The organism is Vibrio sp. SCSIO 43086 (genome assembly GCF_051132235.1).
Lineage (GTDB): Bacteria > Pseudomonadota > Gammaproteobacteria > Enterobacterales > Vibrionaceae > Vibrio > Vibrio diabolicus.
Window position 1 is genome coordinate 2164572 of record NZ_CP072677.1, and the last position, 14922, is coordinate 2179493.

At 44.8% G+C, this 14922-nt stretch carries 10 protein-coding genes, 4 pseudogenes and 1 other annotated feature; of the genes and pseudogenes, 8 read left to right on the forward strand and 6 right to left on the reverse strand.

Annotated elements, in window-relative coordinates; all coding sequences use genetic code 11:
• Positions 1-12 precede the first annotated feature (12 nt).
• Both uvrC and uvrY read right to left on the reverse strand, forming a co-directional pair.
• Positions 13-1846: pseudogene (gene uvrC, locus J8Z23_RS10360) on the reverse strand (excinuclease ABC subunit UvrC).
• A gap of 1 nt (position 1847) precedes the next feature.
• Positions 1848-2492 carry a UvrY/SirA/GacA family response regulator transcription factor gene (gene uvrY / locus J8Z23_RS10365; protein ID WP_005386783.1) on the reverse strand — a complete coding sequence of 215 codons (645 nt, stop codon included), beginning with the start codon at positions 2490-2492 and terminating at the stop codon, positions 1848-1850.
• Positions 2493-2919: 427 nt separating this feature from the next.
• Between uvrY and J8Z23_RS10370 the strand changes: the two are divergent.
• Positions 2920-5285: pseudogene (locus J8Z23_RS10370) on the forward strand (DNA polymerase II).
• Here the strand turns inward: J8Z23_RS10370 and J8Z23_RS10375 are convergent.
• Positions 5282-6050, reverse strand: a pseudogene (locus tag J8Z23_RS10375) (nucleotidyltransferase domain-containing protein). The pseudogenes J8Z23_RS10370 and J8Z23_RS10375 sit on opposite strands and share 4 nt — an antisense overlap.
• A gap of 194 nt (positions 6051-6244) precedes the next feature.
• Here J8Z23_RS10375 and efpL point away from each other — a divergent pair.
• Together efpL and J8Z23_RS10385 are read left to right on the forward strand one after the other, a co-directional pair.
• Positions 6245-6811: an elongation factor P-like protein EfpL gene (gene efpL, locus J8Z23_RS10380; protein ID WP_005376801.1), complete on the forward strand. Its 567-nt coding sequence runs from the start codon at positions 6245-6247 to the stop codon at positions 6809-6811.
• Between the two features lie 2 nt (positions 6812-6813).
• Positions 6814-7134, forward strand: a complete 321-nt coding sequence (locus J8Z23_RS10385; protein ID WP_005376800.1) for an HI1450 family dsDNA-mimic protein — start codon at positions 6814-6816, stop codon at positions 7132-7134.
• Between the two features lie 187 nt (positions 7135-7321).
• Here J8Z23_RS10385 and rluB read toward each other — a convergent pair whose 3' ends face one another.
• On the reverse strand, positions 7322-8260 hold the full coding sequence (gene rluB / locus J8Z23_RS10390) for a 23S rRNA pseudouridine(2605) synthase RluB (RefSeq protein ID WP_005376798.1): 939 nt from the start codon (positions 8258-8260) through the stop codon (positions 7322-7324).
• Between the two features lie 547 nt (positions 8261-8807).
• On the opposite strand from rluB, the gene J8Z23_RS10395 reads away from it, so the two are divergent.
• Positions 8808-9518: a calcium-binding protein gene (locus J8Z23_RS10395; protein WP_005394815.1), complete on the forward strand. Its 711-nt coding sequence runs from the start codon at positions 8808-8810 to the stop codon at positions 9516-9518.
• Positions 9519-9620: 102 nt separating this feature from the next.
• Here the strand turns inward: J8Z23_RS10395 and J8Z23_RS10400 are convergent, their stop codons facing one another.
• Entirely contained in the window at positions 9621-10241 is a 621-nt protein-coding gene (locus J8Z23_RS10400) for an L-threonylcarbamoyladenylate synthase (protein ID WP_005376791.1), read from the reverse strand.
• 185 nt (positions 10242-10426) lie between these two features.
• Complete coding sequence (gene rnm, locus J8Z23_RS10405; RefSeq protein ID WP_005394817.1) at positions 10427-11284, reverse strand: RNase RNM; 858 nt, start codon at positions 11282-11284, stop codon at positions 10427-10429.
• Positions 11285-11379: 95 nt separating this feature from the next.
• Between rnm and J8Z23_RS10410 the strand changes: the two genes are divergently transcribed.
• From J8Z23_RS10410 to trpD, 4 genes and pseudogenes are all read left to right on the forward strand, one after another.
• Positions 11380-11505, forward strand: a complete 126-nt coding sequence (locus J8Z23_RS10410; RefSeq protein WP_005394819.1) for a trp operon leader peptide — start codon at positions 11380-11382, stop codon at positions 11503-11505.
• Positions 11452-11555 (forward strand) — a sequence feature (Trp leader region). Its footprint overlaps the gene before it by 54 nt.
• Positions 11556-11681: 126 nt before the next feature.
• Positions 11682-13260, forward strand: a pseudogene (locus J8Z23_RS10415) (anthranilate synthase component 1).
• 5 nt (positions 13261-13265) lie between these two features.
• The gene (locus J8Z23_RS10420; RefSeq protein WP_046874475.1) at positions 13266-13874 is read left to right on the forward strand and encodes an aminodeoxychorismate/anthranilate synthase component II; all 609 of its coding nucleotides are present in this window, start codon (positions 13266-13268) and stop codon (positions 13872-13874) included.
• 36 nt (positions 13875-13910) lie between these two features.
• Entirely contained in the window at positions 13911-14921 is a 1011-nt protein-coding gene (gene trpD, locus J8Z23_RS10425; protein WP_017635721.1) for an anthranilate phosphoribosyltransferase, read from the forward strand.
• The last annotated feature ends 1 nt before the right edge of the window (position 14922 follow it).

The window sequence follows — 14922 nt, forward strand, 5'->3', positions numbered from 1 at the left end:
GCGCGATTTTCCTTATTGTTTCAATGCTTGGAAAATAATTTCTGCTAAAGAGTGACTTATTCCCGGTACTTTGGCGATTTCTTCGACACTTGCACGTTTAAGTTCTTGTAACCCACCCATGTACTTGAGTAACGCCTGACGTCGTTTAGGGCCGATTCCCTCAATCCCTTCAAGTGCACTAGTACGTCTGGTTTTACCTCGCTTAGCACGATGCCCCGCTATAGCATGGTTATGGCTTTCATCACGAATATGTTGAATAAGGTGCAGCGCTGGAGCATCGCTTGGTAAATGAAACTCGTCCCCATCGACTGTAATCAGCGTTTCTAAACCTGGTTTGCGAGTAACGCCTTTTGCAATACCAATCATGATGGGACGCTTTGGCCAATCTCCCCAATATTGCGAAATGATGTCATGCGCACGATTTAACTGGCCTTTACCACCATCGATAAAGATGATGTCGGGAATTTTCTCTACGTCCAATTGCTTCGAATAACGGCGCTCCAACGCTTGTCCCATTGCAGCGTAATCGTCACCACCGGTAATCCCAGTGATGTTATAGCGACGATACTCCTGCTTAACGGGGCCTTCATTGTTGAACACCACACACGATGCAATCGTACTTTCCCCCATGGTATGGGAGATATCAAAACACTCCATTCGAGCAATAGACTCCAACTTCAATGTTTCGCGAAGCGCATGAAAACGCTGATTAATCGTCATCTTGTGATTGATTTTGGTGGTAATCGCCGTTAGTGCATTCGTGTTCGAAAGCTTGAGATACCTTGCTCTAGAGCCAGTTGGCGAGGTATGGAAATGAACCTTACGACCAGCAACTTCACTTAACGCTTTCTGTATTGGCGCGATATCTTCTGCCAACTCTTGATTCAAAATAATACGAGAAGGAATCGTGCGTGCTTCGTTATGGCTCAAATAGTATTGAGTCAGAAAACTATCGAACACTTCCTGCTGGCTTGTATTTTGTGGGATTTTCGGAAAATGGCTACGGCTACCAAGCACTTTGCCTTGGCGTATCATCAGGATATGGATACACGCGATACCATTCTCCTGAGCAAACCCGAGTACATCCATATCATCCATGCTGTCTTCTGAGACGTACTGCTGCTCTTGAACACGTCTAATCGCTTGGATTTGATCGCGAAATTTAGCGGCATCTTCAAAGCGCAATTGCTGACTGGCAACTTCCATTTTCTCGATCAGTTGTTTGAGTACTTGCTGGTCTTTGCCTTGCAAAAACATGCGCACAAAGCCAACCAACTCTGCGTATTCTTTCATCAGAAATGATGGTATCAACGCATGGCCCTGCACAACGGCCAATTTGGTACATCAAACATGGGCGCGTTCGGTTGGAATAGACAGTGTCTTCACACTGGCGCACAGGAAATATCTTTTGCAGCAAATGCAATGTTTCTCTCACTGCACCAGAATCTGGGTAGGGGCCAAAATATTCACCTTTGCGCTTCTTGGCGCCACGGTGGATAGAAAGCCGTGGGTGCTTATGACCGCTAATAAAGATATAAGGGTAAGACTTATCATCTCGCAGCAACACATTGTATTTCGGCAAATACTGCTTGATGTAGTTATGCTCTAAGATCAGTGCTTCTGTCTCAGTGTGAGTCACTGTGACGTCTATTTTGGCGATATTACTGACAAGCGCGCGAGTTTTCTCACTGTCTACTTTTTTTCGAAAGTAGCTTGAAAGGCGCTTTTTTAGGTCTTTGGCTTTACCTACGTAGATTACAACAGCTTCGGCGTTGTACATTCTGTAAACGCCGGGCTGATGAGTTACTGTCTTGAGAAAGGAAGCCGAATCGAAGGGAGGATTCACGCTAAAGGGTCTCGGTGTCCAGCATTCCGTGGCGAATCGCTAAGTGAGTTAACTCAACGTCACCATTAATGTCCAATTTACTAAAGAGTCGGTAGCGATAGCTGTTGACTGTCTTTGGACTTAAATTAAGTTGCTCAGAAATATCCGTTACCTTTTGGCCTTTGGTGATCATAAGCATGATCTGCAATTCACGTTCGGATAAGTCTTTAAAAGGGTTCTCAGAGGCTGGAGAAAATTGACTCAATGCCATCTGCTGCGCAATCTCTGGTGAGATGTAACGCTGCCCACTATTAACTACACGAATCGCATTCACCATTTCATCAGGGCCAGCACCTTTGGTTAAATAACCAGACGCACCTGCCTGCATCACCTTGGTTGGAAACGGGTTTTCTGTATGAACGGTAAGTACGATGATTTTCACATCAGGATTCACGCGAAGAATTTTTTTAGTGGCTTCCAAGCCACCAATTCCTGGCATGTTCATGTCCATTAAAACGACGTCAGCATGATTACTGCGACACCATTTTACTGCATCTTCACCGCTGTCAGCTTCTCCTGCTACGTTCATTCCACGGACGTCTTCAATAATACGTCGTATCCCTGTGCGAACCAGCTCGTGATCATCTACAAGGAAAACATTTATCAAACTTGTATCTCCACACTTTGTATTGGTTCTGCACCCACATAACCATTATTTGTTAAATGTGGATATCAGTATGACTGCCTATATACTAACGTAATCGACAAAAAATTGCTTTCTATGAATATGTGCTGAAACGCAAACTTTAGCAAGAACTTATTCATAAACCACTCTATTATTTTAGAGCGTGATGAGCAGAACCGAAATCTAAGAAAAGACAATTAACAACATTAAGTACAATAAATCAAGTAACTAGGTTTCATATTGCCCAGAGAAACACGCTATAATTTAAAGTGACACTGTCCCTCTTGCACCAGAGGTTAACTTGTAATCACTAATTCCAGCAAAAATTTGAACCGTTTTCTTTACTGGTTATTTTTACAGTTCTTAATGTTAAACTAGCGTTCTTCAAGTTTTCTAAGGTTTCTCACATTTGAATATCCAACAAGGCTTTCTGCTTACTCGACAGGCACGAGACATCAAAGGTCAAACTCAAATCGAGCTGTGGCTTTCGACAGAAGCAGGTCCTACTCAGTTACTTATTAATGGTGAGAAGCCAGTATTTTTCATCGCTCAGAAACACTCAGAGCAAGCAAAAACACTCGCGCGAGAAAAAAACATACCCGTCGACATCCGCCTTTTGGATCTCAAAACGTTTGAACATACGCCTCTTTCTGCCTGCTATACCAACGTAACCAGAGACGCTCTCACACTTAAAGACACGTTCGCTCAAAATGATATCACCACTTACGAAAGTGATATTCGCCTCGCCGATCGCTACCTCATGGAGCGTTTTATTAAAGGCAGTATTGAGTTTACAGGCAATGTGACTCGTACCAATGGCTACCAACGCGTCCAGAACGCAAAATGCCGTACGGGGCAATATGAGCCGAAGTTAAACGTTGTCTCGTTAGATCTAGAATGCTCTGAGAAAGGCATTCTTTACTCCATCGGATTAGACAGCGTCATGGATTCCCGCGTTATCATGATCGGAGAACCAGAACCTTCGGATACACCGATACAATGGGTCCAGGATGAAAAGGCGCTTCTAGAAGCACTCATCGATTGGTTTAAAAAATTCGACCCCGATGCAATTGTCGGTTGGAATGTCATTGATTTTGACTTTCGTCTGTTACACAAACGAGCAGAATGGCACAACATGAAACTCATGCTTGGCAGAGCAGACCAAGCCAGTTTTTTCAGAAGCTCATCTCAAAGCCAACAAGGGTTTATTTCCATTCCCGGGCGAGTTGTAATGGACGGTATCGATACGTTAAAAACGGCGACTTATCACTTTCGGTCTTGGTCATTAGAGTCTGTATCTCAAGAACTCTTGGGGGAAGGTAAAGAAATCCACAACGTTTCATGACCGTATGGATGAGATCAATCGTATGTACCGCTCCGACAAACCATCGCTGGCTAAATATAACTTACAAGACTGCGTGTTGGGTGAACAAGATTTTCAATCACACTCACCTGCTTGACTTTGCAATTGAACGCTCTCGCCTCACTGGTGTAGAACTGGATCGTGTCGGTGGCTCGGTAGCGGCATTCACTAACTTATACATGCCGCAAATACACCGCGCAGGCTATGTTGCCCCGAACCTACACCCAGAAAATTGGATTGCGAGCCCCGGCGGTTACGTGATGGACTCCATCCCTAACCTATATGATTCCGTTTTAGTGTTGGACTTTAAGAGTCTATACCCATCGATTATTCGCTCTTTCTTGATTGATCCTATGGGTTTGGTTGAGGGGTTATTACTCGATATTGGTAAAGGAGATGATCAGGCAGTACCTGGCTTTCGCGGTGGTCAGTTCCATCGTACGAAACACTTTTTGCCAGAAATGATTGAAAAGCTTTGGGCGGCACGTGATGTCGCAAAAAAGAACAATGAAAAAGCTTTTTCTCAGGCAATCAAAATCATCATGAACTCCTTTTATGGCGTACTGGGCTCATCGGGATGTCGTTTCTTTGATACTCGGTTAGCTTCTAGTATTACCATGCGCGGACATGAAATCATGAAGCAAACTAAGGTGCTGATTGAGGAGCAAGGATATCAAGTGATTTACGGCGATACGGATTCCACATTCGTGTCGTTGAATCGACCATACAGTCAAGTAGAAGCTGACGCTGTTGGAAATCAATTAGTTGATTACATCAACTCTTGGTGGCAAGAACACCTGCGTTCTGAGTACAACCTAACATCTATGTTGGAAATCGAGTATGAAACCCATTATCGCAGATTCCTTATGCCAACGATTCGTGGCGCAGAAACTGGCTCGAAAAAGCGCTATGCGGGTTTAATCGGTGAAGGAAAGCAAGAACGGATTGTATTTAAAGGGTTAGAAAGTGCCCGTACTGACTGGACCTCGTTAGCACAGAAATTTCAAAATACACTCTATAGCATGATTTTCCATGGTGAAGATCCAAGCGACTATGTCCGAGAGATTGTTGAGAAAACTAACAACGGTGAATTTGATGAACAGTTAGTGTATCAAAAGCGACTGCGCAGAAAACTGCATGAGTATCAGAAGAACGTCCCGCCACAAGTGCGTGCAGCTCGTTTAGCGGATGAGATAAATGCCAAGCTTGGCCGCCCATTACAGTATCAAAACAAAGGGCGAATTGAATACATTATAACCGTGAACGGTCCTGAACCTTATGAGTACCTCAATAGCCCGATTGATTATCAACATTACATTGATAAACAACTCAAACCCGTTGCAGATGCGATTCTCCCTTTCATTGGGACGGATTTTGACAGGCTTTCAGCACCACAAATGGGGTTGTTTTAACCGATACGAAACTCTGTTTTCTGGTACTGTTTGACTAACCAATCACCAAACGCATCAATTAGCCCGATAACAGAACGCTTGGGAATACCCCGGCCAGAAAGTAAAATTTCTAGCCGCTCGATCTCAAGCTGCTTTTCAGGATGATAAGTTAAGAATACCTTGCCACATTGTATAGGGTCATCAAACCAACGTTTATCTCGATACATCACCAAAGAGTATGACGCTCTTAGTAACTTTTTAGCAATCACGCGTTGAGCGGCCACCTGCTCTTCTATCGTCTTCGCTTGTACGATTTTTTTGCGATACACCGTAATCCAATCTGCCACATCCATATTCCAGTGCTTAGCAATTTCCCAACTTGGGACGTAATCACCAAAACAGTCTGCTAGATCATCACCATAAACACAGACACAGCAATGCTTAAGCATAAAGCCCCAAGTGAAAATACTGTCTAAATTAGCTACTTCGCTCACTAAGGCAGTACGGACCGATACACCATTAACGTGAGGGTAACTCTGCTGCGCACGCCACTTAATTGTGTTGAGCAAAGTCGCGCGATTGTGCTCAAAGGATGATTGAGTAACGACAACCAGGTCTAAGTTCGACCTTCCTGCGATCGCTGTTTTACGAGCAACACTACCGTATACATAAACGCTGTGTAAGTTTTTGCCCCAATCCACCTTTGAGACAAGCGGTGACTTCCCTAATTAAAGACGCAAACTCTGGTTGAAATGGTTGTTTAGGATCGATAACAGGCAGAGACATGACTTAAAACGTGTTCTCAGATGGTTCAAGAAGTTGGACTATATGTTCTCTTAGCCGACTCACTGAATCAAGTCCATTCAGGTGTTTACTCATGGGAGTAACAACAAATTTCTGCAATGAATTTTAATGCTAGGCGGCTAACTTAGCGCTATAATCACCGAGTTTTGCTTAATAAGTATGAATAGGAATATACAATGCCAAAGGCAAGTGAAATCAAAAAAGGCTTCGCAATCGAGTCTAATGGTAAAACTCTTCTAGTTAAAGACATCGAAGTAACGACTCCTGGCGGTCGTGGCGGCGCTAAAATCTACAAAATGCGTTGCACAGATCTAAACACGGGCGCACGTGTAGATGAGCGTTACAAGTCTGATGACGTTGTTGAAACGGTAGAAATGAACAAACGTGCAGTTGTGTACTCATACGCTGACGGCGATGAGCACATCTTCATGGATAACGAAGACTACTCACAATACACATTCAAGCACAATGAAGTTGAAGACGACATGCTGTTCATCAACGAAGATACACAAGGTATCCACATTATCCTTGTTAACGGTGCTGCTGTGGGTATTGAACTACCATCTTCTGTTGAGCTAGTGATTGAAGAAACTGACCCTTCAATCAAAGGTGCTTCTGCATCTGCTCGTACTAAACCAGCACGCTTCGCTTCAGGTCTTGTCATCCAGGTTCCTGAGTACATTGCAACTGGTGACCGTGTTATCATTAACACAGCTGAACGTAAATACATGAGCCGAGCATAAGCATGTCTGATTTGATTTCTTACGACGACGTCATCGACGCAGCGTACGACATTTTCCTTGAAATGGCTCCAGATAACCTAGAGCCAGCTGACGTGATTCTGTTTACTGCGCAATTTGAAGATCGTGGTGCCGCAGAACTTGTTGAAACTGGTGATGACTGGGTTGAACATGTTGGCTTCGAGATCGACAAAGAAGTATATGCAGAGGTTCGTATCGGCCTAGTAAATGAGGAAAATGACGTTCTTGATGACGTATTTGCTCGTATGCTAATCAGCCGAGACCCTGAACATAAGTTCTGCCATATGCTTTGGAAACGCGATTAACGTTTCTTCATCATGAACAAAAATACCAGCCTAGTGCTGGTATTTTTTTATCTGCTGTTTTTGTTTAGCTGAGATATTTGTTTATCCAAAGCACCCTGCTCTATATCGGCTTTAGATCCTTTTGTTATGTAACAGATAAGAAAAAGGCTTGCCGAATTGGCAAGCCTTTCTGATGTTTTGCTATCGATTAACGATGCTTGTTGCGTGCGCCTTGGTCACCAGCAGTCTTCTTCGGCTTACGACGAGAAGGGTTGTTGCTGCGACCTTTTGGCGTGTTAACACGCTCTTCATGGCGCTTAACTGCGCGACGAATTTTTTGGCTGCGTGCACGCTCACGTTTGCGTGACGTGTTGTCTTTGTTCAGATCAAGCATGGTTTCCTTCTCTGGGCGAAGCTCTACAAGCTCACGCAAGTAGTTTACTTCTTTCAGGTCAAGCTCCATCCAACCGCCACGAGGCAGTTTCTTGTCTAAGAAGATGTCGCCGTAACGAACACGTTTCAGACGACTAACGGTACACTCTTGCGATTCCCATAGTCGACGAACTTCGCGGTTACGACCTTCGTTGATAACAACATAAAACGTGTGGTTCATGCCTTCACCACCCGCGTAAACAACATCTTCGAAGCGAGCTAAACCGTCTTCCAGTTCAACACCTTTTACTAGATTACGAACTTTCTGTTCAGTTACTTCACCGAACACACGTACTAGGTATTCACGTTCAACTTGGCGGCTTGGGTGCATTAAGCGGTTCGCCAGTTCACCATCCGTTGTGAAAAGCAGAAGACCAGAAGTGTTCGCATCCAGACGACCAACTGAAATCCAACGAGAGCCACGAATTTTTGGCAGACGATCAAAAACAGTACGACGACCTTCTGGATCGTGACGAGTACACAGTTCACCCTCGGGTTTGTAGTACGCAAGTACACGACAAATCACTTCTTCTTGAATCTTTGCAGAGACAATGTGACCATCGATACGAACTACGCTGCTCTCGTCTTCAAGTCTTTCACCAAGCTTAGCGACTACACCGTTCACGCTAACGCGACCAGATTTAATTAACGATTCAATCTCACGACGAGAACCGTGACCAGCACGTGCTAATACTTTTTGTAACTTTTCGCTCATTTATCTACCTATGTGTCGTCTTCACAGACGTCTAGACCAGGATTGGTCTGTATTTTGCTAATTACCCATTTCAGTGGGATTTTTCGGTCCGACATTATACGTAACTTTCTCAGTTAATGTAAGCTAAATCGGCGCCATTCTCCACACCCAAAATTCACTTTAAAACATCGAAAATATTTACTCTATTCTGCAACTTTTTTCCTACTTAATACTGATATTGCCCAGCGAGAATCCCACTAATATCGGTCTTCCCGAGCCACTTTAACCGTGCAGTACCTGATAAAATTGTCAGGGTTACAACGATAACCACTTGGGGTGTGTTTACTGTTCGTGTTGCTTTAAAAGCAACGAAGAATAAACAGTCCCAGTTTGCTGCTAAGTAATACCAATCATCGTGGATAAATGAGCACTCATAGCAAGACAAGAAGCATCGGTAAGTCACTATTTACTATTAAAAATGACACTAACGTTATCGTGTATTTTAACTAGCTAGATTGGCTCTGCATTTTCGACGATTGGCATAAATCAGACAAAAAGGAATAGAACAATGTCTATGCTAAATCTAGACCTAAATTGGATTTTTGGGACATCTCAAGATGACGATATGACCGGTACAAAAGGGTCTGAAACAACCGATATTTTCTTCGGCTTCTGTGGTGATGATAAGTTCGTAGGATACGGAGGCAATGATGTCGTCTTCGGGGGCTGGGGAGACGATACCTTGCTCGGTGGCCGAGGAAACGACTTTGTTTCTGGCGGCTTTGGCAACGACTTCCTATCGGGCGGATTAGGAAATGACAAGCTCTTTGGTGGTTGTGGCGATGATACAATTTTTGATTACTCAGGCAACAACTACTTGAGTGGGGGTTGGGGTAACGACACGCTCGTCGTTGGCGATGGTGAATCAGTACTGAGCGGCGGCTGTGGAGACGACACTTTCGTGCTTACAAACCGCCTGGCTATTGGTGTACCGGATCAACCTGTATCCTCCAACGATATTGATATTAAAGCCGATATTGTCGATTTTAATATTTTTCATGACAAACTTGTCTTCGATATGGGCAGAGACACCGACAATGATGGTATTCGAGATACGTTCTTGGATTCAGCGGATGATCTGACTTTATCTTATAATGAGTGTGGCTGGGCAGTATTCTCTAGTGATGAATACAATGTCGAAGTAACATTAAACGGCGTGAGCTCTGCATACATCAACTATGCTGAACAAAATGGTATCGACATTTTCGATTTCGCTTAATCTCAAACAGTTAAGTTCAATGAGATATTCGATATGACAACTAAAATAGGAGGCGCGATGCCTCCTATTTTGTTTGACGGTGGTGTACGTCTATTAGTCGAATTATTCGAATGGTGCCGGGTCACCTGATCCCAAACGCACCACAACAGGTTCACCTTCGCTAAAGTCAATGACGGTCGTAGGTTGTTCACCTAAGTAACCGCCATTAAGAATCACATCAACCGCATGTTCTAGTTTATCGCGAATATCTTCCGGATCAGACTCTGTTACGTCACTGCCAGGTAGGATCAACGACGTAGACATCATCGGTTCACCTAATGCTTCCAACAAATCCAAGGCAATTTGATTGTCTGGAACACGGATACCGATGGTCTTACGTTTCGCGTTCATCAAACGACGCGGCACTTCTTTCGTGCCTTTGAAGATGAAGGTGTAAGGACCTGGTGTGTTGTTTTTCAGTAGTCGGAATGCAGAGTTATCCACTCGCGCATATAGAGAAAGTTCCGACAAATCACGACACAGTAATGTAAAGTTATGCTTATCATCCAGACGACGGATCTGACAGATTCGTTCCAGTGCCTGTTTGTTCTCTAACTGACAGCCAAGTGCGTACCCTGAATCGGTAGGGTACACCACAACGCCGCCGTTACGAATGATTGCTACTGCTTGATTAATCAAGCGAGCCTGTGGGTTTTCTGGGTGAACGTAAAAAAACTGGCTCATTGTAATTCCTCATTATCGAGCCTCTCGGCTCTATATTCTTATGTGGAGCTTGAATGCCGCCTTGTTGTGCTTTATCAAGTGACTTCAAGATTCAAAGTGTTGTTCAGTTCCAACGACAAGGAAAGCCACATTAATACCCAATATACACTTTCCAGTTATTTGATGCTGAAACCCACGCTTTGAGGTTACTTTGATATATCCAACGAAGGATCAATACCCCAATCTTTCCAAACTGGTTCGACGCCTGCGGGCAACCAAAGGTTCCTTCCTAGCTCCATCCAAGGGGATGGGTAGTGAAAATCACTGCCTTGAGACGCTAATAGTTTGTATTGTATAGCATAATCAGCCAAGTTGCGCCTTTCTTGTTGCGCTTGCTGTGGCTGTGCAACTTCCATCGCATCGCCGTTTGCTTCTACAAACGCTGCTAGAAGACGCTTAATCCACTTCGCTGTCAACTTATATCTTCCAGGATGCGCTAATACCGCCAAACCACCAGCCGCATGGATAGCGTCAACCGCATCTTTCATCGAGCACCAATTCGGTGGTACATAACCTGGGTTATTACGCGTTAGGTATTTTTTAAACACCATTTGCATGGTTTTTGCGTAACCATTATCCACCAACCATTTCGCGAAGTGCGCTCTCGTAACAGGCGCATCACCGGCGATCTGCCTTACCTCTTCGAGCACGCCTTCCCGAGTTGCTTTTTGTAGTCGCTCTGCAATCAACTCTGACCTTGTTATGCGATGCTGCTTCTGCTGCTCGATGAGGGCGGATAATTGTTCATTTTCCGGATCGATATTCAAGCCGACAATATGAATGTCTTTGTTTTGCCAGACAGTCGATATCTCAATGCCGTTGATAATTTTGATCGGTAAATTATTGTCTTGAACGTGTTGCTTGGCTAACGCCAAACCGTCAACCGTATCGTGATCAGTGATCGCCAAAACCTCGATATCAAAACTCAGCGCCCTTTCCACTAAATCTTTAGGCTCTAACCGACCGTCCGATGCAGTGGTGTGACTATGTAAATCAATTCTCATATTTTTATCGTTTTAATGCTGTTTTGGGGTTGACTTTTTACTCTTGCACTAGTTAACTAGTACACAAATACAAAGTACGTAATTTAAGGTTCACCATGTTACAAGAATTTAACCAAAACCAAAAAGCGAAAGTTGCGGTTTGTCTTAATAAGACAAACTCATCAGATCTTGCTTGGTGGCGCACTTGGACTAGTTCTTGGTGGGCAAACGTATACTTCTAGTTTATAGAACCAAACGTTGTAAAGCCCGCTACTTAAGCGGGCTTTTTTGTTTTGTTGCTCATTTCACATTCAACTGCCTAAACATTAATCGAATATGGCTAACTCTAGATTGGGAGAACGTTTGCTTTATGCGACTATGTACGGCAGGAAGATTTAGACAGCTACAAGGAGGTCTTGTGAATAAGGCCATAGAAATCAAGAAACTTGGATGCCTAGAAGTATTAAAGACTTCGGTTCCTTACACTCAAGACCCAACACGTTTGTTCCATACCATTTGTGAGAACAAAAGAGATAGCTTGCTTCTCGAATCCGCTGAAATTGATTCGAAACAGAATCTAAAATCACTTTTAATCGTAGATTCAGCGGTTCGCATCGTTTGTTACGGCCACACTGTAAACATGCAGGCGTTAACCAACAACGGTAAAAACCTACTGTCTCACCTAAACCAGAACATCCGTGGTGACGTTGAAAGTAAGTTCGATGGCGAAACGCTGACTTTGGAGTTTAGCCAGCCATGCGACACGTTAGATGAGGACTCTCGACTACGTGAAGCTTCTTCTTTTGACGCGCTACGTTTAGTGCAACACAGCTTCGATATTTCACAGCAAGACAAACACGCTATTTTCCTTGGCGGTCTGTTTGCCTACGACTTAGTCGCAAACTTCGAGCCGCTTGGTAATGCAGAAGCAACCAATCAATGTCCAGATTACGTTTTCTACGTCGCCGAAACACTGCTGGTTGTCGACCATCAAACGGAATCTTGCCAGCTTCAAGCGACGTTGTTTGTTGATGGTTCAGAGAAAACAGCGTTAGAGACTCGTATTGCAGAAATCAGCGCTCAGTGTGCAGCGCCAAAACTACTGCCAAGCGCAAAAAAAAATCGCTGACGTCACGGTAGAACCTAGCGTATCTGATACAGACTTCTGCCAAACTGTTCGCGACTTAAAAGAGTTCGTAGTGAAAGGCGATGTGTTCCAAGTTGTACCATCTCGCCGATTCACTCTACCTTGCCCTTCTCCACTCGCTGCTTACAAAGAACTGAAACAAAGTAACCCAAGCCCTTACATGTTCTACATGCAAGATGAGCTGTTCACTTTGTTTGGCGCATCACCAGAAAGCGCGCTTAAGTACGAAACCGACACTAACCAAATTGAAATCTACCCAATCGCAGGCACTCGTCGCCGCGGTAAGCGCCCTAACGGCGAGATTGATTTCGACCTAGATAGCCGCATCGAACTTGAACTGCGCACCGACATGAAAGAAAACGCAGAACACATGATGTTGGTTGACTTAGCACGTAACGACGTCGCTCGTATTGCTCAAGCTGGCACTCGCCACGTCGCAGACCTACTAAAAGTCGACCGCTACAGCCACGTAATGCACTTAGTATCTCGTGTGGTTGGTCAACTGCGTGAAGACCTAGACGCCCTGCACGCATACCAAGCTTGTATGAACATGGGCACGCTCACTGGCGCACCAAAGATTCGTGCAATGCAGTTGATTCGCGATGTAGAAGGCACACGACGCGGTAGCTACGGCGGTGCTGTGGGTTACCTTACCGGCGAAGGTACACTCGACACATGTATCGTAATTCGCTCAGCTTACGTTGAGAACGGCATTGCTCAAGTTCAAGCAGGCGCAGGCGTTGTGTTCGACTCTGATCCACAAGCGGAAGCAGACGAAACGCGCGGTAAAGCACAAGCGGTAATCTCTGCTATTCAAGCAGCGCATTCTCAACCTACGAACAAGGAGTAGCAGACATGGCGAACATCGTATTCATCGATAACTTTGACTCGTTCACCTACAACCTTGTGGATCAATTCCGCTCGCTAGGTCACTCAGTCAAGATTTACCGAAACAACATCCCAGCAGAAACCATCGAACAAGCGGTAAACGAGCTTGAAAACCCAGTGGTTCTGCTATCGCCAGGCCCTGGTGCACCGTCAGAGGCAGGCTCAATGCCAGAACTTATCCTACGCATGAAAGGCAAAGTTCCGATGATCGGTATTTGTCTTGGTCACCAAGCGATTGTTGAAGCGTACGGCGGCACCGTCGCTGGCGCGGGTGAAATCATTCACGGTAAGGTCTCTATGATGGAGCACCAAAACCATGCGATTTACCAAAACCTACCATCACCACTTGCGATTGCACGCTACCACTCGCTGGTTGCGACCAAGATTCCTGAGAGTCTAACCATCACGGCAGAAGTGGATGACTTGGTGATGTCTGTTGTACATGAAGAAGATAAAGTTTGCGGGTTCCAGTTCCACCCGGAATCTATTATGACGACCTACGGAGCAACACTGTTGGCCAATGCCATTGAATGGGCACTTGAAGAACAAACTTCAGCGAACCCACTCACTGCTTAAAAAGCACTGGCACATAAGAAATTTAGGAGAGGAAATATGGAAGCAATCATCAACCCTATTATTACCAAACTGTACGAGCAAGAATCGCTTACTCAGGAAGAGAGCCAACAGCTATTCGACATCATTATCCGTGGTGAATTAGACCCAATTTTGATGGCATCAGCACTGACTGCACTAAAAATCAAAGGTGAAACGCCAGATGAAATTGCGGGCGCGGCGAAAGCACTGCTAGCAAACGCAAACCCATTCCCTCGCCCAGATTACGATTTCGCAGATATCGTAGGTACGGGCGGTGACGGTCACAACACCATCAACATTTCAACCACTGCGGCGTTTGTTGCAGCTGCTTGTGGTCTAAAAGTCGCGAAACACGGTAACCGCAGCGTTTCAAGCAAATCGGGCTCTTCTGACCTTCTTGATTCATTTGGTATCAACCTAGCTATGAGCGCAGAAGATACGCGCAAAGCGGTAGACGACATCGGTGTTGCTTTCCTATTTGCACCTCAATACCACGGTGGTGTGCGCCATGCGATGCCAGTACGTCAAACCATGAAAACACGTACCATCTTCAACATTCTTGGCCCACTGATTAACCCTGCTCGTCCAAACATCGAATTGATGGGCGTATACAGTGAAGAACTGGTTCGTCCTATCGCAGAAACCATGCTACAAATGGGTATGAAGCGCGCAGCAGTAGTACACGGTAGTGGTTTGGATGAAGTGGCGATTCACGGTGAAACAACGGTTGCAGAAATCAAAGACGGCAAGATCACTGAGTACAAACTAACGCCTGCAGACTTCGGTCTAGAAGCGCACCCGCTAGAAGCGATCAAAGGTGGCGATCCTGAAGAAAACAAAGCGATCATTACCAATATCCTGACGGGTAAAGGTACAGACGCACAATTGGGCGCAGTGGCGGTGAACGTTGCTCTGCTAATGCGTCTATTCGGCCACGAAGATTTAAAAGCCAACACGCAACAAGCGATTGAGGCAATGAATTCGGGCAAGGCGTACCAATTGGTACAACAACTTGCTGCACACGCTTAAG

What these genes read in the sequence shown, in the direction of transcription:
- efpL (WP_005376801.1), top strand. Translation starts at nt 6,245, where the DNA reads ATGCCAAAGGCAAGTGAAATCAAAAAAGGCTTCGCAATCGAGTCTAAT.
- J8Z23_RS10385 (WP_005376800.1), top strand. Translation starts at nt 6,814, where the DNA reads ATGTCTGATTTGATTTCTTACGACGACGTCATCGACGCAGCGTACGAC.
- rluB (WP_005376798.1), bottom strand. Translation starts at nt 8,260, where the DNA reads ATGAGCGAAAAGTTACAAAAAGTATTAGCACGTGCTGGTCACGGTTCT.
- J8Z23_RS10395 (WP_005394815.1), top strand. Translation starts at nt 8,808, where the DNA reads ATGTCTATGCTAAATCTAGACCTAAATTGGATTTTTGGGACATCTCAA.
- J8Z23_RS10400 (WP_005376791.1), bottom strand. Translation starts at nt 10,241, where the DNA reads ATGAGCCAGTTTTTTTACGTTCACCCAGAAAACCCACAGGCTCGCTTG.
- rnm (WP_005394817.1), bottom strand. Translation starts at nt 11,284, where the DNA reads ATGAGAATTGATTTACATAGTCACACCACTGCATCGGACGGTCGGTTA.
- J8Z23_RS10410 (WP_005394819.1), top strand. Translation starts at nt 11,380, where the DNA reads ATGTTACAAGAATTTAACCAAAACCAAAAAGCGAAAGTTGCGGTTTGT.
- J8Z23_RS10420 (WP_046874475.1), top strand. Translation starts at nt 13,266, where the DNA reads ATGGCGAACATCGTATTCATCGATAACTTTGACTCGTTCACCTACAAC.
- trpD (WP_017635721.1), top strand. Translation starts at nt 13,911, where the DNA reads ATGGAAGCAATCATCAACCCTATTATTACCAAACTGTACGAGCAAGAA.